Annotated in this window: 20 protein-coding genes and 2 riboswitches; of the genes, 8 read left to right on the top strand and 12 right to left on the bottom strand. The window is 40.3% G+C overall.

Annotation, left to right across the window (positions count from 1 at the left end):
• Positions 1–112 precede the first annotated feature (112 nt).
• The 3 genes from LQ216_RS02650 to LQ216_RS02640 form a co-directional block, all read right to left on the bottom strand.
• The gene (locus tag LQ216_RS02650) at positions 113–334 is read right to left on the bottom strand and encodes a hypothetical protein (protein ID WP_230126571.1); all 222 of its coding nucleotides are present in this window, start codon (positions 332–334) and stop codon (positions 113–115) included.
• On the bottom strand, positions 318–2,405 hold the full coding sequence (locus LQ216_RS02645) for a PBP1A family penicillin-binding protein (RefSeq protein ID WP_230126570.1): 2,088 nt from the start codon (positions 2,403–2,405) through the stop codon (positions 318–320). The genes LQ216_RS02650 and LQ216_RS02645 overlap by 17 nt, the downstream gene beginning before the upstream one ends.
• A 159-nt stretch (positions 2,406–2,564) precedes the next feature.
• On the bottom strand, positions 2,565–2,765 hold the full coding sequence (locus LQ216_RS02640) for a hypothetical protein (RefSeq protein WP_230126569.1): 201 nt from the start codon (positions 2,763–2,765) through the stop codon (positions 2,565–2,567).
• A gap of 250 nt (positions 2,766–3,015) precedes the next feature.
• Here LQ216_RS02640 and LQ216_RS02635 point away from each other — a divergent pair, with 250 nt between their 5' ends.
• Positions 3,016–3,540, top strand: coding sequence for a universal stress protein (locus LQ216_RS02635; RefSeq protein WP_230126568.1), 525 nt, complete (start codon positions 3,016–3,018; stop codon positions 3,538–3,540).
• A gap of 34 nt (positions 3,541–3,574) precedes the next feature.
• On the opposite strand, the gene LQ216_RS02630 is transcribed toward LQ216_RS02635, so the two are convergent.
• From LQ216_RS02630 to thiT, 3 genes are all read right to left on the bottom strand, one after another.
• Positions 3,575–3,916, bottom strand: coding sequence for a DUF3243 domain-containing protein (locus tag LQ216_RS02630; protein WP_230126567.1), 342 nt, complete (start codon positions 3,914–3,916; stop codon positions 3,575–3,577).
• Between the two features lie 130 nt (positions 3,917–4,046).
• The gene (locus LQ216_RS02625) at positions 4,047–4,511 is read right to left on the bottom strand and encodes a helix-turn-helix domain-containing protein (protein WP_230126566.1); all 465 of its coding nucleotides are present in this window, start codon (positions 4,509–4,511) and stop codon (positions 4,047–4,049) included.
• A gap of 230 nt (positions 4,512–4,741) precedes the next feature.
• The gene (gene thiT / locus LQ216_RS02620; RefSeq protein ID WP_230126565.1) at positions 4,742–5,329 is read right to left on the bottom strand and encodes an energy-coupled thiamine transporter ThiT; all 588 of its coding nucleotides are present in this window, start codon (positions 5,327–5,329) and stop codon (positions 4,742–4,744) included.
• Positions 5,330–5,423: 94 nt separating this feature from the next.
• Positions 5,424–5,528, bottom strand: a riboswitch (TPP riboswitch).
• A 220-nt stretch (positions 5,529–5,748) separates the two neighbouring features.
• Here thiT and LQ216_RS02615 point away from each other — a divergent pair.
• Positions 5,749–6,630 carry a cation diffusion facilitator family transporter gene (locus tag LQ216_RS02615; RefSeq protein WP_230126564.1) on the top strand — a complete coding sequence of 294 codons (882 nt, stop codon included), beginning with the start codon at positions 5,749–5,751 and terminating at the stop codon, positions 6,628–6,630.
• Positions 6,631–6,827: 197 nt separating this feature from the next.
• Positions 6,828–7,661: a glycerophosphodiester phosphodiesterase family protein gene (locus LQ216_RS02610; protein ID WP_230126563.1), complete on the top strand. Its 834-nt coding sequence runs from the start codon at positions 6,828–6,830 to the stop codon at positions 7,659–7,661.
• Between the two features lie 211 nt (positions 7,662–7,872).
• Here the strand turns inward: LQ216_RS02610 and LQ216_RS02605 are convergent, their stop codons facing one another.
• Positions 7,873–8,055, bottom strand: coding sequence for a hypothetical protein (locus tag LQ216_RS02605; RefSeq protein ID WP_230126562.1), 183 nt, complete (start codon positions 8,053–8,055; stop codon positions 7,873–7,875).
• Between the two features lie 324 nt (positions 8,056–8,379).
• Positions 8,380–8,931, bottom strand: a complete 552-nt coding sequence (locus LQ216_RS02600; protein WP_230126561.1) for a YitT family protein — start codon at positions 8,929–8,931, stop codon at positions 8,380–8,382.
• 433 nt (positions 8,932–9,364) lie between these two features.
• On the opposite strand from LQ216_RS02600, the gene LQ216_RS02595 reads away from it, so the two are divergent.
• Both LQ216_RS02595 and LQ216_RS02590 read left to right on the top strand, forming a co-directional pair.
• Entirely contained in the window at positions 9,365–10,756 is a 1,392-nt protein-coding gene (locus tag LQ216_RS02595) for a hemolysin family protein (protein ID WP_230126560.1), read from the top strand.
• A gap of 151 nt (positions 10,757–10,907) precedes the next feature.
• Entirely contained in the window at positions 10,908–11,060 is a 153-nt protein-coding gene (locus LQ216_RS02590) for a hypothetical protein (protein WP_230126559.1), read from the top strand.
• A 47-nt stretch (positions 11,061–11,107) separates the two neighbouring features.
• On the opposite strand, the gene ytvI is transcribed toward LQ216_RS02590, so the two are convergent.
• The 3 genes from ytvI to LQ216_RS02575 all read right to left on the bottom strand — a co-directional run bounded on the left by ytvI (position 11,108) and on the right by LQ216_RS02575 (position 13,489).
• Positions 11,108–12,142: a sporulation integral membrane protein YtvI gene (ytvI, locus tag LQ216_RS02585; RefSeq protein ID WP_230126558.1), complete on the bottom strand. Its 1,035-nt coding sequence runs from the start codon at positions 12,140–12,142 to the stop codon at positions 11,108–11,110.
• Between the two features lie 206 nt (positions 12,143–12,348).
• On the bottom strand, positions 12,349–13,056 hold the full coding sequence (locus LQ216_RS02580) for a TrkA C-terminal domain-containing protein (protein WP_230126557.1): 708 nt from the start codon (positions 13,054–13,056) through the stop codon (positions 12,349–12,351).
• Between the two features lie 118 nt (positions 13,057–13,174).
• The gene (locus LQ216_RS02575) at positions 13,175–13,489 is read right to left on the bottom strand and encodes an antibiotic biosynthesis monooxygenase (protein WP_230126556.1); all 315 of its coding nucleotides are present in this window, start codon (positions 13,487–13,489) and stop codon (positions 13,175–13,177) included.
• 144 nt (positions 13,490–13,633) lie between these two features.
• Here LQ216_RS02575 and LQ216_RS02570 point away from each other — a divergent pair, with 144 nt between their 5' ends.
• Entirely contained in the window at positions 13,634–13,837 is a 204-nt protein-coding gene (locus tag LQ216_RS02570; protein WP_230126555.1) for a hypothetical protein, read from the top strand.
• A gap of 29 nt (positions 13,838–13,866) precedes the next feature.
• Here the strand turns inward: LQ216_RS02570 and LQ216_RS02565 are convergent, their stop codons facing one another.
• Positions 13,867–14,271 (bottom strand): universal stress protein, encoded by a 405-nt coding sequence (locus LQ216_RS02565; protein ID WP_354958373.1) that lies wholly within the window; start codon positions 14,269–14,271, stop codon positions 13,867–13,869.
• Between the two features lie 286 nt (positions 14,272–14,557).
• On the opposite strand from LQ216_RS02565, the gene LQ216_RS02560 reads away from it, so the two are divergent.
• Together LQ216_RS02560 and LQ216_RS02555 are read left to right on the top strand one after the other, a co-directional pair.
• On the top strand, positions 14,558–16,033 hold the full coding sequence (locus LQ216_RS02560) for a SulP family inorganic anion transporter (protein WP_230126554.1): 1,476 nt from the start codon (positions 14,558–14,560) through the stop codon (positions 16,031–16,033).
• A gap of 190 nt (positions 16,034–16,223) precedes the next feature.
• Positions 16,224–16,404, top strand: a riboswitch (cobalamin riboswitch).
• 128 nt (positions 16,405–16,532) lie between these two features.
• A complete protein-coding gene (locus LQ216_RS02555) occupies positions 16,533–18,806 on the top strand; it encodes a ribonucleoside-diphosphate reductase subunit alpha (protein ID WP_230126553.1) in 2,274 nt (757 codons plus the stop codon).
• The last annotated feature ends 156 nt before the right edge of the window (positions 18,807–18,962 follow it).

Genomic DNA, 18,962 nt, shown 5'->3' with positions numbered 1-18,962 from the left:
TGCGAACAATTTTAATGATTATCGGTGCTATCGTTGTTATTGCCATTATTGCAAATTTCTTATTTTAAATATGAGAAGCTGCCATTTTTTAATGGTGGCTTTTTATTTTGCGTCAAATAACCTTCTGGCATGCAGCTAATAAAACAAGAAAGGAAACCGGCGGGCGCCCGTTTCCTTTCTTGTCCTCATTTTTATCATCTGCGCCTTCATGGCTGCTCTTGTTCATCTTCTTCGACTGGATCAGGAGGGGAATGTCCCTGCTTTTCAGGTTCCATTGGACGTTCCTTTTCTTTGTTTTTATCTTCAATTCCAGCTTTTCAATCTTGAGAGTCATTTGCCGCCGGATCATTACCAGATGGGCGTTCTTTTTCTTTCTCTTCTTCCTCATTCTTATTGAAGAATCTGTCTTGCCACCTTTTCAGGCCATCTTGAACATCTTTTTTTCTATCATTCCAATATTTGCGTCTCTGTTCACTTTCGATTTCTTTTTCACGCTGTTCAATTAACGGGCCGATATCGTCAACATTAAAATCCTTAGGTTCCTGATTCTTCAGAGCCTCAGTCATTAGCCGCCCGAAAATAATTGCGGCACCCTCACTGCTGTGGGTTGTTAAATGATTTTCGGCATCCGTTTTGTCATATCCCGTCCAAACCGAGCCGACCAGAGTTGGCGTGTAACCCACAAACCATTGATCCTGTACGCCGCCTTCTGCTCCCTCGATCGAAAGCTCGGTTGAGCCGGTTTTTCCGGCAATTTCCCATTCGTTCACTGCCGCGTTTTTTCCAGTTCCGTATTCGACGACACCCAGCAGCATCGCAGTTATTTGATCCGTCACAGCCTTTGTCGTCACCCTTGTTTTCTTGTCTTCCCAAGTTGCTACTTCTTTTCCTTTTGCATCCTCGATTTTTAAAATGGCGTGGGATTGCATTCTTTCACCATCATTGGCAAATGTAGAATAGGCACCCGCCATATCAAGCGGAGAAACTCCATCGAACATTCCACCAAGGGCAATGGTCAAATTACTATCCTCTTTCTCGAGCGGAATTCCAAACCTTTCGAGCGCATCGATCCCTTTTCCAATTCCTATTTCGTTTAACAGCCATACAGTAGGTACATTCAAGGAATTCATAACTGCTTCATACATCGGAACTTCGCCTTTGTACTGCCCTCCGAGATTGGAAGGCTTATACCCACCGAAAGCCATCTTTTCATCCTTTAACATATAGGAAATTTCATAGCCTTCCTCAAGTGCCGGCGAATAAACTGCAAGCGGCTTTATCGTAGATCCCGGGCTTCTTTTTAACTGGGTCGCCCGGTTGAAACCGAGGAATTGATGTTCGCCCCTTCCTCCGACAAGCGCTTGAATACCGCCAGTCTTTGGATTCAACAAGACTGCCCCGCTTTGCACCAGTTTATCACTTGTGCCTTTCGGAAAAATGCTGTCGTGTTCATACACTTCTTCCGCTGCCTTTTGCATGTCCTGATTTAAAGATGTATAGATTTTATATCCGCCGGTCAGAAGCTCCTCCATTTCTATTTCATATCTATTGGAAGCTTCAGAAAGGACATGGTCCACGTAATAAGGATATTTTCCCTTTAACGGATCGCTCGGCACGGAGTCATCCAGGACTACTTCTTCCTTAACTGCTGATTCATATTCCTGATTGGTGATAAAGCCGTGCTCTTCCATCCTCGATAAAACCAAATTGCGTCTGTTCATAGACTTATCTAAATGCTTATAAGGATCAAGGGCCGACGGGACGTTAATGATTCCTGCAAGCATGGCAGCCTCCGCGACAGTCAGTTCCTCCACTTCTTTCGCGAAATATACTTGTGCTGCCTTATTAATTCCCCATGCTCCATGTCCGTAATAAATTTGATTGAGATACATTTCCAATATTTCGTCCTTGCTATATTCCTTTTCTACTTCCCTGGCTAGGAAATATTCCTCCGCCTTCCTCTTGAAGGTTCTGTCGGATTCGAGCAGAGCTATCTTCGTCAACTGTTGTGTGATCGTACTGCCGCCTTCCTCAATACCAACAGCTTTGAGATTTGTATAAAACGCCCGGGAAAGTGCTTTATAATCAATGCCATTATGTTCATAAAATCGGTGATCCTCTATGGCGACTACAGCATTCTTCACATGGTTCGGCATTTTTTTTATCGAAAGGCCCTCCGTTTTATTCGCGGTAATTTTGCTTGCAAGCTCCCCATTTTCATCGTATATTTCCGTTGAACGTTCCAGTTGATCCTTAAGATTGCTAATATTGGTTTCAGGCTTAAAGAACGTAAAAAAACCAACTGCAAGAATGGTTACAGCTGATAATAAAATGAAGCTTCCTTGAATAAGCCAGGAGGGTGTAATCTCTCTTATTCCTCTGAAGAACCCTCTGAATCCGTTCATATAGACCCCCTAATTATCAAAAATCCATCTTTTGTCCGTTTTTTATGCATAAATATACCCATTTTTCTGTACCCATATATCTCTAAACTTAAACTAGTCCGGAAATTACGTTATTTTTGTACAAAAAAACAACCACCGATTATTATCGAGAAGTTGTTTTTATACTTTTCTCTTTTCATTTTTCCCAGTAGCTTGTTCGGTATCCGCAGTTTCAAGACTTTTTGAAGTGGAGAACTCCTGAATCAACGTTTCCATATACATATAAACGATTTGCCTTGTTTTATCGTCGGTTCCCAAAATATCCAAATGTTTTAAGCATCGCTTAATCGTAGGGTGCATTTTTGCATCAGCTTGAAGCATAGTTACCACCTCTTATTCACTAGCATAATTTAAGATTATCTTATTTTTGGAAATGTTACATTAGACTTTTGACTCATTTCTATGAAGTTCCAACATAATTCTATTTAAATGAATGAGTATTTTTTCTCACTTATGAGGGAGAAGTGAATCTTTCCTGAAGATTTTGGCATAATTATATGAAAGTTAGGGAAAACAGTAACTAATTATTTTAAATCGATTTCGATAACAATACAGTTAGGAGATGGGGAGTATGTTAGCGGAATTCAATCATATCATCGCTGCATTTGATTGCAGCGATGGCAGCGAAAAAGCAGTTGAATGGGGTGCGAGGCTAAAGAGATCTTTTCCTGATGCTACTTTAACGATCGTTCATGTCTTCAAAGAAAGAGTCGAGCAAAAGAGTGTTGGAAATCCTTCCGGCAGGGGATTTGCCAATGATGGAATTTATATCGACCCGACACAGACATATCCCGTGAATACCACGGAACAAAATTCGATGAATCAAGGTGGAGATACACATTCTGTTGTTAAAAACAGCAGTTCGAAGGCGAAGAATAAAGCATTTTCAATATTGGATGAGTTCAAGACAGAAGGGCATTTCGAAATATTGGAAGGAAATCCGGCAGAAAGCATTTGCAGCTACGCAAAGAGAACAAACGCTGATATCATCATTGTCGGCAGCAGCGGTAAAACCGGCTTAAAAAAACTGTTTCTCGGAAGCACGAGCAGTACGGTAGCCAACGAAGCGCATTGTCCGGTATTGATTGCTAAATAACCAAAAGCTGTCACAAAGATATGTGACAGCTTTCTTATGGTTGATCAACCAATTTTACGAGCATGTGGGCTAACTTATGGCGTTCTTCTTCATTGCCGACTTTCCAAAGCTCCTGAATAAGCTTTTCTTCACGGTTTTTTGGTTCTACCTTATCAGCGAGATAATCTGCCACCTTTTCGGCGGTACTGGCAAGTTGCTCTTCATTTAAACCGATCTTCTTGGCCACATCCAACCTCTTGTGTAAATATGTTTTAAATTCATTAAAATTCGATAAAATATGGTCCATTCTTTCCGGATCAATTTTATCAAGGGCCTCATCCACATTTTCTGTGTTGACGTTCCCATCCTTTTGCACAACATGTTCTTTTTCCGCCAATATGAGTTCCTCCTACTTGTGTTTTCAAAATTTTCACTGGTACATCTTATGTAATACCCGATTTTCGAATAACTGAATCCTTATCTTTTTTTACTGTTTGCTATGTGTGCTCAAATTATACTTTTGTGTTCTATTGGTTCCCACTGTCTTGTATGACTTCCTCAAACCTGGCTTTTGCTTCGTTTTCTTCTAATGAACTGTAAATGCGGTAATCAGCTCCATCCAAAATACGAAAATGTCGACTGATGATGTTTTGCTGCAAGATATAACCCGCTTCCCGGGATAGCTCCTTCCACCATACTTTTCCGCCGAGAGTTTTCTCTTTCCGGTAATCCATCCCTTCTCTGGCGATTGTCTCAAGCAACTCCAATGGATCCCCCCCAAAAGAGGACTGAATGACATTGCTTTCTCGGAATAGCGCACAAATCGCAATGGACACGGTCCATCCGGGCATAATTCTGCCTTTTTCAATTTGGACAAGTGTCTTTTTCGATACACCAATCATTTCTGCTAACTTTTCCTGGGTATACCCCATCTCAACTCTAACAAGCTTCAAATTCTCAGAAATGATTTCGATTATTTCTTCTTTTGTCATCTCCACTCACCGCTTCTGTTTTAGTGTAATTTTACACTGTTTTTTATTTTTTTCAAGCCATAGAAAAAGCCGCTCCCGTGAAGGAAGCAGCTTAAGACAGAGAATAATTATTAGGTGATTATTTTGATTTATGAGCGTTCACCCGATAATATGAGCGATTATCCAGATTTATGAGCGTTCACACGATTATATGAGTGATTCACCCTAATTTATAATCGATCAATGCGGACTTAATTCGCATAATAGGCATTTTTCGTGAGCACCCGTGTTGCCGTCGAATAAAGCAATACGACTACGACCGCTGACAGAATAAAACTTGCAAGCATATAAGTTCCGTTGTAGACAAGAGAGTAAAGTGCTACAGGCTGTCCCTCCGGTGCATATGAACCGAAGAACACGATACCTGTCATATAGTGACAAAGAAACCTTAGAAGACTGCCAATGAATATACCAAGAATTCCATAGGTAATTCCTTTGCTTTTATTTTCTCCTTTGAATCCTTCGGTCACCTGTTTTGCGAATACTCCCGCAAACCCTACAACAGAAAATGCAATAAAGTAATCAATGAAACCTTGTACGGGATGTAAGATAGAAGAGAACCCGATAACCACCTGTAATAAACCTAATAAAAACCCTGTTGCCAGTCCGCCTTTAATTCCCCAGCGGAAAGCCATCAAGAATACAGGGACCATCGTGATTGAGACAGATCCTCCCTGCGGCCATATTCTCTGAAAGATTAGGCCCGAAACCAAATCCAGCAATAAAGCTAGTGCCGCAAAGATGGCAACCTCTACTAAAAATAACGTTCTTTTGTTCATTTTCCTTCCCCTTTCCTACTCGGGAAGCTTTCATGAGTACACCTGGCACATAAAAAAGCAATGCCAGGGCGGTAATGGATCATCCCAGCATTGCTCATATCCAAAACCACATCCCTACGCTAGCATTAACTAACAGGTTCTTAGGGTCAGAACTCACTCGCTCACTCTCAGCCATTTTACGGCTCCCCTTGTGGACGTATTTTTTTTTATTCCTCGGTAAGAATATACTACTAGTTTCATGAGAATTCAAGCAATATAAATATTTCATTGTCATTTGGTCTAAACCAACTTCTTTACCTGCGAACAATTGAAATGATAAAGGCCAATTTGTATGGATGGGCCCGACATTGTTTCTATAGACATACTCAAATATCGTTTGTTATCTTTATTTAGTGTTACGATTTGATGGAGGTAAAGTGATGTTGCAAAAAAATAAAATCAGCTCCGCGGAAAAAGGAGCATATATCAGTATTGTCGCTTATTTGTTTTTAGCGGCTTTAAAATTGACAATTGGCCATTACGGGAATTCACAAGGACTATGGGCGGACGGACTAAACAACTCAACAGATATTATCGCGTCCATTGCGGTATTAGTCGGATTGAAAATATCAAAAAGGCCGCCTGATGATGATCATTTATATGGCCATATGCGAGCGGAAACGATTGCATCACTCATAGCTGCGTTTATCATGGTATCAGTTGGTCTACAGGTCATCATTGGGGCCGTCCAATCATTCATCCGGCAGAACCAAGAAACGCCAAGCATGCTTACGGCCTATACCGCCTTGTTTTCCGCGCTACTTATGCTCGGTGTGTACCTTTATAATATTAGGCTCAGCAAACGGATTAATAGTGCAGCGATTCACGCAGTGGCGCAAGACAATAAATCTGACTCATTAGTGAGCATCGGTGCTTTTATCGGAATTATTGGAACAAAATTCGGGTTAGGTTGGCTTGATTCCGTGGCGGCATTAGCCGTGGGCCTAATCATTTGCAGAACAGCCTGGAGTATTTTCCGAGACGCTTCTCACACGTTAACCGACGGCTTTGATGAAGCCTTGCTACAAGAAATCAACGAGACAATCGCGAGCGGCGATCGAGTCAAAGCTACAAGCGATATAAAAGCACGCATGCACGGAAATGAGATTTTTCTTGAAGCGACTGTCCATGTTGACCCACAGTTAACGGTCATCGAAGGTCATGATATCACGGAGGAAATAGAAAACACCCTTCAGGAAAAGCATCATATCAAACATGCCATCATACATGTCGAACCACACTTTATTACAAATAATAATTGACGAGATAAACGCTTGGATTTTCAAAAATCCAAGCGTTTTTCTTCTCTCACTATCTCAATTTGTTAACAAAAGCAGGAACATTTTCCTTGTATTTTTTACAACAAAGTAACTCTTTCGACATATGAATCACATCCTGTCTAAACATTCTTCCAATAGAATCAATGTGTACCATACTTTTGGGATAGGAGTTGAAGAATTTGAACAAGTCAATGTTAGCAGGAACAGGTATTGCATTAATCGCTCTATTTAGTCCGCTTCAGGAGACATTTGCCGCGGAGTATAATGGAACGGGTGAGGTCAGGAAAATCGACAATATCGCACATCGCGGTGCTTCAGGTTATGCTCCTGAAAATACCATAGCTGCTTTTGACAAAGCTGTTGAAATGAAATCCGATTATATTGAAATAGACGTTCAAAGAACGAAGGACGGCGAACTGGTCATCATTCATGATAATAAAGTCGACCGTACTACAGACGGCACAGGTTATGTTAAAGATTTAACCTTCGACCAAATCAGAAATCTTGATGCGGGAAGCTGGAAGGGTGAGGAATTTACAGGAGAAAAGGTTCCGACTTTTGATGAAATTCTCGATAGATATCGCGGGAGAACCGGTATATTAATAGAATTAAAGAATCCAGAGCTCTATCCGGGGATTGAAGAAAGTGTCGCCCTCAAATTAAAAGAGCGTAACATGGATAAACCAAGAAATGAAAAGATCATTGTTCAATCCTTTAATTTTGATTCTATGAAAAAAATGGACCGCCTTCTCCCAAGAGTTCCAGTCGGCGTCCTTACTTCATCAAGATTGCATACTTCGGAACAGGCTCTGAAGGAATTTTCAACCTATGCTGAATATTTTAATCCGAATTACGGCATTGTATCGAAAGATTTGGTAGAACGTGTCCACTCGCTTGATATGAAAATCGCTTCCTGGACCGTGCGCAGCCAAGCAACTGCCGATTTTTTATTGGATATGAAAGTCGATGGGATTATTACGGATTATCCGGATTACGTAGATCCAAGAAAATAAATCTTTTTTAGACAACATTCAAGAAGCCTTGCTGCCATTTTGGAGCAAGGCTTCAATTTGTTATGTATATGACCGTTATCCTATCGTTTATTGATAAACTGTCATGATGGGACCCCCGGCATTTTATTTTCTTCCTTGTACAATATTATTGAAGAGAACTGCCGCCAGAGAATAAAATAAAGCACACCCGTTTGTCAGTGTGCTTAGAATATTAAAGTTCTATAATTTTTTGTTCATCTGCTTGAACATTCCACGTGTCAGCTAGAGACGAAGATTGAATAAGTAAAGAAGGATCCGCCTGATAAACATTTGAAAAAACCTCATGGCGTGACTTTGTTTTTTCAATCTTGATTCCTTTGTCTCTGAATTTCGTAATCAATTCATTCTCCAACATGCTCACCTCTGTTAGATTTTATGTATTCTTACATTACCTACCCAAAACTTTTTGCTATGAAACATGTTTTGATAAATATTTTTTTGTAGCCGGTTTAATCAGGTTTGTAGCCGGAAGTTTCGGTTTTGTAGCGAGAATTTTCGTTTTGTAGCCCGTTCCCGTTTTTGTAGCTGGAATTTCGATTTTGTAGCCGATTTGATCAGTTTGGTAGCCGGAAGTTTCGGTTTTGTAGCGGGAATTTTGTTTTTGTAGCCAGTTTCCGTTTTTGTATGTAAAAGTTCCATTTCTACGTTTTTCTCATATCATTCACTATTTTGCACTTCACTATTCATGTATGGTTGTTAATGAGGTTAAGATTCCAACTATCATAATGGTCAGGCTGGAATAGAAAAACGCCCCAATCCCAACGATCCCAATCCCTGATAAAATGATGCATCCGTCAATTACAAAAATAAGCACCCCTACGTTTATCGCTGTCTTTTTAGAAATGATCTGAGCTATCAAATCTGTCCCTCCGGTGCTTGTTTCATACCTGAGCATTAATCCTACCCCTAACCCGATGATAACACCGCCGAGAATCGCACTTACAAAGATAGGCAGTTCCCAGCCTGTCTCAAAATTAGAAAACAAGTCGATAGTAAAAGAAGAAAAAAGCAATCCATGAATGCTATGGAAAAAATACCTTCTTGCTGAATTCCACACATATATGTAAAGCGGAATGCTGATAATAATTGTCGTTAATCCCACCGGAGAACCAAAATAATAATGCATAAGTAGGGCAATCCCAATCAACCCACCATCCAATAAGTGATAAGGAGCCAGAAAGAAATTCACCCCAATGCCAACCGACAGGCTGCCAATCAAGATAGCTGTCATTTTTTCAAATATGCCGGTTCCCCCCTTGTCCTTTTCCTATAATAATAGATTATGGCTATTATCCTGATTTAGTCTTAAATTTATTAATACGCGGGAAACAGAATTAAAAAAATAATTTGTTCATATTGTTTAACATCATTAATATACGGTAACTGATAACCATATATATTTAATAATCGTTATTCTTATCCACTTTTTAGGTGATTTGACTAGAGAAACTAGTTTTTTTATAATTAAAGTATTTAATGGATGTTAACCAGGGGTGATAAGATGGGGTATTAATATTGTTTCAAATAGACGGACAGATAATACAGACTAAAACCTCATCACCGTCTGTAGTTAATGGAAAACTGTAAGAATATAAGATTTATCTTTTAATACCTTAGGAGGTGGATTTCTTTATTCGTCATACCGGCGGGTAAAGGAAGACTATTTGGACATATTAAACTTGGTTTTGATAGCCATTTTAATTGCTCTGACAGCATTTTTTGTAGCTTCGGAGTTTGCGATTGTCAAAGTGAGAAGTTCGAGGATCGATCAACTGATCGAAGAAGGCAGAAATAGCGCCATACCGGCGAAAAATGTGATTACGAGTCTTGATGAATATTTATCGGCCTGTCAGCTTGGAATTACAATGACAGCCCTCGGACTCGGATGGATTGGAGAAACAACTATAAACAGCATGTTGCATCCTTTGCTGCTTACGTTAAATATCCCGCTGACCGTTTCCCAGATTCTTTCATTCGGTTTGGCTTTTGCTTTCATCACGTTTCTTCATGTGGTGATTGGAGAATTGGCTCCGAAAACGTTGGCCATTCAAAAAGCTGAAGCTGTGACACTGTTAGTGGCAAAGCCTTTGATCTTTTTCTATAAGATTATGTATCCTTTCATCTGGGTTCTAAACGGTTCTGCTCGACTTCTTACGAGAATGTTTGGTTTAAAGCCTGCTTCTGAGCATGAGCTTGCCCATACAGAGGAAGAACTTCGCATCATTTTGTCCGAAAGCTATAAAAGTGGCGAAATAAACCAATCTGAGTTTAAATACGTGAATAAGATTTTTGAATTTGATGATCGGATCGCTAAAGAAATCATGGTACCCCGTACGGAGATTATCACACTGTCACAAGAGGACACAATTGAAGATTTCCTCGAGATCGTAACCGAAGAAAAGTTTACCAGATACCCGGTTATTGACGGTGATAAAGACCATGTTATCGGGATCGTTAACGTAAAAGAACTGTTTACCGAAATGATTTCGAACGATAGAAAACTGGATCAGTCAATTAAAAATTATATACGGCCGATTATTAGGGTAATTGACAGCATCCCGATTCACGATTTGCTGCTTAAAATGCAAAAAGAACGAATTCATATGGCGATCCTCATGGATGAATATGGCGGTACATCCGGACTCGTTACGGTTGAGGATATTCTCGAGGAGATAGTCGGGGAGATTCGCGATGAATTCGATTTGGATGAAGTTCCAATGATTCAAAAGCTGGAAGACAACCACTATATTATGGATGCAAAAGTATTAATTAGCGAAGTCAATGAATTACTTGGACTTGAAATAGCTGACGAAGACATCGATACAATCGGGGGCTGGATTCTGACTGAAAACTATGAAGCACAGCAGGGCGATGAACTGCATCATGGCTCCTACAGTTTTAAAATAACGGAAATGGAAGAGCATCATATACGATATATTGAAATTTATAAAAAAGCAGAAGAACCTGATGAAGTTGAGGAAAATGTCCCAGTGGATGAAAGCATTGAAGCAGAAGCTAAAAATGTAGGTAATCCTCGAAGTGAGGTTGTTTCCTAAACAACCTAGCCGGCCCATTTAGTTTTGGCCGGCTTTTTCATGCTTCGCCGCATATTATAAAGTAGATTATTTTCTTATTTTCATATGTCTTTTTATTTATGTATGCCCGATGATCTTTCGGGAAACATATCATGTAACAGGAGGCATTTTAATGAAACTTATAGAAATCTGCCAGCATTGCGATGGAAAAGGAAAAACTTCTTATCTCCAATTTTTCTCACGTCCTTGTACTCACTGCAGCGGCCAGGGTAAAACAACGAAAAGTATTACTGATATGAAAAAAGGCGTAAGAACATTTATTTGAAATGTCTTAGGCCTTTTTTTCGTCGAATAATCATTTATACAATTTTATTAGATTCGGATATTCATTTTAATGACTCCAGCTTTTTTCAATGTTTCATAAACAATCACCAAAGCAGGTCCCAGGAAGAGACCGATGAATCCAAGGATCTTAAAACCTAAATAAAGACTGATCAAAGCCGCAAGAGGTGTCAAGCCCATATTGGCGGAATATACCTTCGGCTCCACGATCCTTCTTATAATCGTGATGACAATAAACATGATGAGCAAGCCAATACCAAGGTGCTGATTCCCTTGAAAAAGGGCTACGATAGCCCATGGCACCAATACCGATCCGGTACCGAGAATTGGCAGGACATCCACAATAACAATCAAGATGGACAAGAGCAATGTATAAGGTACATTCAACAGCCAGAGGCCTGTGTATGCCATTGTGAATGTAATCAAACTCAGAAACACTTGTGCTTTTAAAAACCCAATTCCCGCTTTGCTTAAATCTCGAAAGACAAGGGACATTTTCTGGTACGTGGACTCTTTCATGAATGCACGGAGCTTCAACTTAATTAAAGGAAATTCCAGCAAGATTAAAAACAAAGCAATTAAATAGATTAAGAAATCAATCAAAAATCCAGGAACGACCGCCACTAATTGGACAGTGCTTTCAACAAGATTCTGTGTGAACCGTTCCAGCGATGTAATTCCTCTTTCAAGCGCATCCTCAACGGACCTGATGACCTCGGAAGGCAGCGATTGTGAATATTTCTCCCATTGCCTAATAAAGGGCAGGATGGCGGATGAATAGATTTCCCTAACAAGCCCGGGAGTTTTTTGAGAGAAATTTATGATTTGTATTGTCAATACGGAGATGACGATAAAGATAAGGCCCAGTAAACCGCCAACATACACAAGGAATGCGATTAATACGGACCAAAGCCGTTTTTTCAATTTGAACGTATCGCTGATTGACGAGACAAGGCCATCAAGAAGCATCGCAGTGACAAGTGCGAAAATCAGCGTCCAGGAGTATGGTACAAGAAATATAACTAACAGAAGGATGACAATCCTCCAAAACCATCGTAGAAGCATAGTGCCTGTTTCATTCCCATCCTTGCTTATTTATCCTCATTAATTTTAAACGAATATATTCAATATGTATCGTTTCTTTAACACTTTCATTACATACCTATCATACATTTTTATAAAAGCTCTTTCAAACGGCAATTTTAAAGAAAATAATGTGGTCCTAAAAAATCCTGTGCCGACCATATAGTGACCGACACAGGATTCCATTATTATTCAACTAATTCTCCGTTTTCCTCAGCTTTCTTTTTTTCATCCAGTTCCGTTTTAAACTTCTTTTCAATTTCTTTTTTGTCTCCATAAAGAAACACTTGATCGCCTTCGTTTATTTCACTATCATACAAATCCCTGCGTATTTGGACCTTTCCCCTCTTGATAAAAAGAATGCTAATATCATCTCCCTTAGAGATTATATCCTCGATACTCTTGCCAATCAGTTTTGAATCATCGCCGACAACTATGTCCGTGACCAGGTCATCTTCATTTAAATAAAGGACATCCTTAATAGGAAGCTCGTACATTTGATAACTTTTCTCAATCTTTCCTTCCATTATTGAAGCCCTTTTCTTGACCCAAGGTGTATGTACAATCGCAAGTATTAAAGCAAACCCGATACAAATAAAAGAAAGCTCCTTGGTCCGTAAATCATCGGACAGGATGCTGCTTATAGACGAAATGATGACCGCCAGGGAGAATACTCCAAACAACATCAGAAAGGTTGCAATACGCCTGCGGACTGGATGATCTATAACGACCTTGGCCTCATCTGTCGTAAATCCTGTAGCCGTGAGCATCGAGATAACCTGGAAGCGGGAAATCTTCGAATTCATCCCGGTGAAATTAAAAAGTACGACCGCTATCTCAATTACAAGAGCAATGATTATAAAATATAGTGATATAAATAATAACTCCGTCTTCATCGACATCCCTCCTACACCTCACTTCCATTTACCCATATTGGATGAATACAAAAACCAGTTCATTGTAAGATATAACTATTATGGCTCAATTAGTTGGTTTCCATAAAAAAAACCGTCCTTATAAACCGGACGGCGTTCCCGATAGATTCACTTTTTCAAAATGTTCCACTGTCGGGAATGGATCATAAAAATGATGCAATCTCCTTTTCCATTCCTGATATTCATCCGATTGCCTAAATCCGATTGTATGGTCTTCCAACTGCTCCCAATTAACCAGCAGCAAGTATTTCCCTTTCACTTCCATACACCGCTGCAAGCTATGGGATGTGTAACCTTTCATGGAAGAAATGATAGTCGATGCTTCTCGAAAAGCATCTTCATATTCTTTCTCCATGCCTGGTTTGACTTGAAGCATAACGGCTTCCAAAATCATTTCCTCTCCCCCTCTGGACTTCACCTATATGGATTTTGACACATCGTTTAAAAGTCCTTTATTTTTTTCATAATACAGCTTAGGCGTTTCACTCCTTGGCCAATAGGGAAAAGAAATAAAAATAGTTATGGAGGAATGGCTACTATGAAAAACTCTGAAAAAGACCAGGTGCTTGAAGAAAGAAATGACAAATCCAAGGCCTTCAAAGAAAACTGGGAAAAACAAAAAGAACGAGATCAAGTTGTTATGCCGATCGATGATCTGCCACTAGAGGACATTGATATGGAAAAAGAGGAAGAACGGGATAAAGAAGAAACGAAGAATCGATCATCGAGCGACAGAATATAGAAGAAGATGCGCACACCGCATCTTCTTTATTATTTAACGATCATAACCGGGCACTGTACCCGCTTCGCGACCTTATGGCTAACGCTGCCCAGGACCATTTCCTGAAGAGAATTCAGCCCCCTGCTTCCAATTACGACCAAGTCAAACTGATTTTCATTGACATACTTAACAATGGAGGGTCCAGGGTCCCCTTTCAATATTTTTATCTCCGCCCCTATACCCTTTTTGTTCAGGATTTCCTCTACCGGAGCTAAACGCTGTTTCCGCCTCTCATCAACCGCACCCCTGTCACCTTCAAGTAATACATCACTTTTTGATGTGGAGCTATCAACTACATAAAGGACAGTAATCATTGCGTTTTCTAATTTTGCCATATAGGCGGCTTTTTCCGCGGCTCGCACCGCATTTTGGGAACCATCCGCAGCTAAAAGGATTTTATGAAAAATGATCTATCCCCTCCTATGTATTGCTCTTTCTCATTTTACCATCAAAGGGTAATGATTCATTATAATTTTTCAATTTCATAGAGAGATAATCGATATGCCAGAATCGGAGAAAATAGACGATTACAAGAGAAATCGTGTTATTTATCCGCTTTCATATTCACTTCAATGATATATGTAAACATGCTATAATCAGAAGCATTGATAACGGACCCGACTTTCATGAGAGTTGAAAGTCATTAAAAAAATAGTTTTAAACATATAAAGGGGTGTTCTTTTGAATTTACAAACAATTAAACAGGAGTGGTTTGGCAATATCAGGGGCGATGTTCTATCCGGCATTGTAGTGGCTTTAGCATTGATTCCTGAAGCGATTGCCTTCTCCATTATTGCAGGTGTTGATCCGATGGTAGGATTGTACGCTTCTTTTTGTATTGCGGTTGTCATTGCCTTTGTTGGCGGCAGGCCAGGCATGATTTCCGCTGCAACAGGGGCTATGGCGTTAGTTATGGTGGATCTGGTAAAGGATCACGGGTTGCAGTATTTATTGGCGGCTACCGTTTTGACAGGTGTCATTCAGGTAATCCTTGGTGTGTGTAAAATTGGGCGGCTACTGAAATTCATTCCCCGCTCCGTCATGATTGGCTTCGTAAATTCACTCGCGATTTTAATTTTCATGGCCCAGCTACCTCACTTTGTTGGTGAAACATGGGTTATGTATGCGATGACTGCTGGAGCACTCGCGATCATCTATTTGTTTCCTAAGGTAACAAAAGCTGTTCCCTCCCCGCTTGTTGCGATTATCATTATCACGATAATATCCGTTATAGCAGGCACGCTCACGCGGACAGTCGGTGACATGGGAGAACTTAAACAGGCTTTGCCGATGTTTATGCTGCCGGATATCCCGGTAAACCTGGATACGCTTTTGATTATCTTGCCTTATTCGATTTCATTAGCCTTTGTCGGACTGCTGGAATCGTTATTAACAGCACAAATTGTAGACGATTTAACTGATACGGATAGCAATAAAAACAAAGAAGCAAGAGGACAGGGTATCGCCAATATTATAACCGGCTTTTTTGGCGGAATGGCAGGGTGCGCTATGATCGGACAGTCTGGTATCAATATTAAATCCGGCGGCCGCGGCAGATTATCAAGCTTAGTTGCTGGTGTTTTCTTAATGGTCTTGATCGTTTCCTTGAATGGTGTGCTCGTAAAAATACCAATGGCCGCTCTTGTCGGGGTAATGATTATGGTTTGTATCGGAACTTTCGACTGGTCATCGCTAACAAAGCTTCATCTTGTTCCAAAAACGGATACAGTCGTAATGCTAGTCACCGTAGCAACTGTAGTTTATACGCATGATTTATCTAAAGGTGTGTTCGCCGGCGTAGTCCTAAGCATGGTTTTCTTTGCGGTGAAAATTTCCAAGGTTCAGGTTGAAAAAAAAATAGAACAAACCGCAAAAAGAAGCACGTATTATGTAAAAGGGCAGTTATTCTTTGCCTCTGTAAGTGATTTCGTTTCTAAGTACGATTACAGAGAACCATCTGATATGATTATCATTGATTTTTCACAGTCCCATGTGTGGGATGACTCAGCAGTAGGAGCTATTGATAAGGTTGTATTGAAATATCAGGACAATGGGAAGACCGTACAGTTACTTGGGCTAAATAAGGATAGCTCCGTCTTAATCGAAAAACTCGCCGTTTATGATAAACCAAATGCCAAAGTAGCGAATACTAATTAACTAAAACAGAAATTAAAAAATATATTCAGAAAAAGGCTTGGATATTTAAACTTATCCAAGCTTTTTTCCCATTCAAAATGATCGCCTACAAAAAAATTTGTCTAAACGGGTTGTATTTTCCATTATGATAGATTACGATTAATACAGATTAATACTATATATTGATTTCATTTAATTAAATACAACTACATATAGGAACTGCGAGTAAGGTGCCAGAGATGGCTGAAAAGGGAATCCGGTGAAACTCCGGAGCTGTCCCCGCAACTGTAAGTGTGACGAAATGAGGAAACCACTGTACTTTTTTAGTACGGGAAGGTCTCAAAGTAGGTAGAACACAAGTCAGGAGACCTGCCTTTATTCTTGCAAAAAGTTTCTTATTCTTCGGGGATTGAGGAGATGAAACGATGGTTTAAGAGCTTTCGTGTCTTTCTTCCTTTTAACCTATCGTTTGATCCACTCAATTTCCTGAGTGGATCTTTTATTTTAAGGAGGTAAGTAGATGGTTGAACAAACAAAACAACTCACTTTTATTAACGATGATGGCACAGAGGAAAATTTTTCATTCGATAGATTTTTATCTTCACTCGATGATATCCTTAATGATTTTCCTCACCTGAAAGCAGATAGCTACAAAGAAAGATTATTAGCATCCCTTTCTTATAGGGATTCTATTACGAACGAACAATTGACGAACCAGTTAATCCTGGAGGGCCTGGCGAATATATCGGAGTTTGAGCCCGATTGGACATTTGTCTGTTCGCGGATTTACTTGCAAAAGCTCTATCGGGAAGCACAGCAAAACAGGATGCTAAATATCTCTTTCCACGGACTAATTAAATCACTGACTGCTGAAGGGATATACAGTACTTTACTGCTTGACCGTTATTCCAAGAAAGAACTGGAAGATCTTGGTACTTATATTGACTTTAGCAAAGATGAGCTTTTTACGTACATAGGCCTGCGCACTCTTGCAGACCGATACCTTGCCAGAGATTATGGCAAGAGGGTTTATGAGCTTCCTCAAGAGCGGTTCATGATCATCGCGATGACGCTCATGTCCGAGGAAAAGAAGGAACAACGGATACAATTAATCAAGGAAGCTTACTGGGCCCTTAGCAATCTCTATATGACGGTTGCCACTCCTACCCTTTCCAATGCCGGAAAAAGCTATGGGCAGCTTTCCAGCTGTTTCATTGATACGGTAGATGACAGCCTTCAGGGCATTTATGACAGTAATACAGATATAGCAAACCTGTCTAAATCCGGAGGCGGAATCGGTGTTTATCTTGGGAAGATCCGCAGCAGGGGCAGCGATATTAAAGGTTTTAAAGGTGTTTCCTCAGGAGTGATTCCCTGGATGAAGCAGCTGAACAATACAGCTGTGAGCGTAGACCAGCTCGGCCAGCGAAAAGGAGCGATTTCTGTCTACCTTGATGTGTGGCATAAAGATATTTTTTCTTTCATCGATTCTAAGCTTAATAATGGTGATGAAAGATTGCGTACCCACGACTTGTTTACAGGCATTTGCTTTCCTGACTTATTCATGGAACAGGTAGAAGCCCGTGCGCAGTGGTATTTGTTTGATCCCCATGAAGTCCGAAAGATAATGGGATTTTCATTGGAAGATTATTATGATGAGGAACGTGGCAGCGGCAGCTTCCGGGAAAAGTACTGGGAATGTGTCAATCATCCGCAGCTGTCCAAAGAAGAGGTTCCTGCCATTGAGATCATGAAAGGAATTATGAAAAGCCAGCTGGAAGCAGGCACACCCTTTTTATTTTACCGGGATGAAGTGAACAGGATGAACCCGAATGCACACGCCGGCATGATTTATTGCAGCAACCTGTGCACGGAAATCACCCAAAACCAAAGCGCTACCGCTGTTGTTGAACAGTACACAGAAGATGGAAAAATCATTACGGTGAAGGAACCAGGTGATTTTGTTGTATGCAATCTTTCTTCGATTAACCTGGGCACGGCTGTGAGCAGTGGTGTTCTGGAAAGGTTAATCCCGATCCAGGTCAGAATGCTCGACAATGTCATTGATTTGAACACGATCCCAGTCCTGCAGGCTCAATTAACGAACCAAAAATATCGTTCGATTGGACTCGGAACATTTGGTTGGCACCACCTTCTTGCTAAAAGCAATATCAAATGGGAAAGCGAAGAAGCAATTAGTTTTGCGGATCATTTATATGAGCGCATTGCTTACCTGACTGTTGAGGCAAGCATGAACCTGTCCCGTGAGAAGGGTGCTTACCAATTGTTTAAAGGTTCGGACTGGGAAAGCGGTGCGTATTTTTCAAAAAGAGGATATCTTAAAGGTAATTCGAGGCTTGATTGGTCAGGTTTACGGGTGGATGTACAGAAATACGGACTTCGCAACGGCTATCTTATGGCAGTTGCCCCCAATGCATCGACATCCATTATTGCAGGCAGTACCGCAAGTATCGATCCAATCTTTTTAAAGGTATATTCAGAAGAAAAGAAGGATTATAAGATCCCTGTAACGGTACCTGATTTGAACAGTGAAACGACATGGTATTACAAATCTTCTTTCCTGATTGACCAGCTTTGGAGCATCCGGCAGAACGCGGCCAGACAGCGCCATATTGATCAGTCGATTTCCTTTAATATCTATGTCCAAAATTCCGTTAAAGCAAAGGACTTACTAAACTATCATTTGGAAGCCTGGAAAGCCGGATTGAAAACAACTTATTATCTACGTTCGACTTCAAGCGACATCGTCGAATGTGAGTCGTGTGCGAGTTAAACTAACAAAACATAAGACTTGTAAGTCATAAACGTCCAGTATAGACTGCAGGTTCTGTGGTAAACTCTGAAGATTCTTAAATGGCCTCTCCGCCTCAGTAGAATGAATGAAGGCTGCTTAGAATTTGCTTCGCAGCTCATAGAATTAGTGAACTTT

Origin of the sequence: Bacillus sp. CECT 9360, from assembly GCF_918741275.1 — a bacterium.
Lineage (GTDB): Bacteria > Bacillota > Bacilli > Bacillales > DSM-1321 > Peribacillus.
This window is presented reverse-complemented; position numbering and strand designations above follow the sequence as displayed.

Coding starts and splice junctions, on each gene's coding strand:
- LQ216_RS02650 (WP_230126571.1), bottom strand. CDS start 334: ATGACTCTCAAGATTGAAAAGCTGGAATTGAAGATAAAAACAAAGAAA.
- LQ216_RS02645 (WP_230126570.1), bottom strand. CDS start 2,405: ATGAACGGATTCAGAGGGTTCTTCAGAGGAATAAGAGAGATTACACCC.
- LQ216_RS02640 (WP_230126569.1), bottom strand. CDS start 2,765: ATGCTTCAAGCTGATGCAAAAATGCACCCTACGATTAAGCGATGCTTA.
- LQ216_RS02635 (WP_230126568.1), top strand. CDS start 3,016: ATGTTAGCGGAATTCAATCATATCATCGCTGCATTTGATTGCAGCGAT.
- LQ216_RS02625 (WP_230126566.1), bottom strand. CDS start 4,511: ATGACAAAAGAAGAAATAATCGAAATCATTTCTGAGAATTTGAAGCTT.
- thiT (WP_230126565.1), bottom strand. CDS start 5,329: ATGAACAAAAGAACGTTATTTTTAGTAGAGGTTGCCATCTTTGCGGCA.
- LQ216_RS02615 (WP_230126564.1), top strand. CDS start 5,749: ATGTTGCAAAAAAATAAAATCAGCTCCGCGGAAAAAGGAGCATATATC.
- LQ216_RS02605 (WP_230126562.1), bottom strand. CDS start 8,055: ATGTTGGAGAATGAATTGATTACGAAATTCAGAGACAAAGGAATCAAG.
- LQ216_RS02600 (WP_230126561.1), bottom strand. CDS start 8,931: ATGACAGCTATCTTGATTGGCAGCCTGTCGGTTGGCATTGGGGTGAAT.
- LQ216_RS02590 (WP_230126559.1), top strand. CDS start 10,908: ATGAAACTTATAGAAATCTGCCAGCATTGCGATGGAAAAGGAAAAACT.
- ytvI (WP_230126558.1), bottom strand. CDS start 12,142: ATGCTTCTACGATGGTTTTGGAGGATTGTCATCCTTCTGTTAGTTATA.
- LQ216_RS02580 (WP_230126557.1), bottom strand. CDS start 13,056: ATGAAGACGGAGTTATTATTTATATCACTATATTTTATAATCATTGCT.
- LQ216_RS02575 (WP_230126556.1), bottom strand. CDS start 13,489: ATGATTTTGGAAGCCGTTATGCTTCAAGTCAAACCAGGCATGGAGAAA.
- LQ216_RS02570 (WP_230126555.1), top strand. CDS start 13,634: ATGAAAAACTCTGAAAAAGACCAGGTGCTTGAAGAAAGAAATGACAAA.
- LQ216_RS02555 (WP_230126553.1), top strand. CDS start 16,533: ATGGTTGAACAAACAAAACAACTCACTTTTATTAACGATGATGGCACA.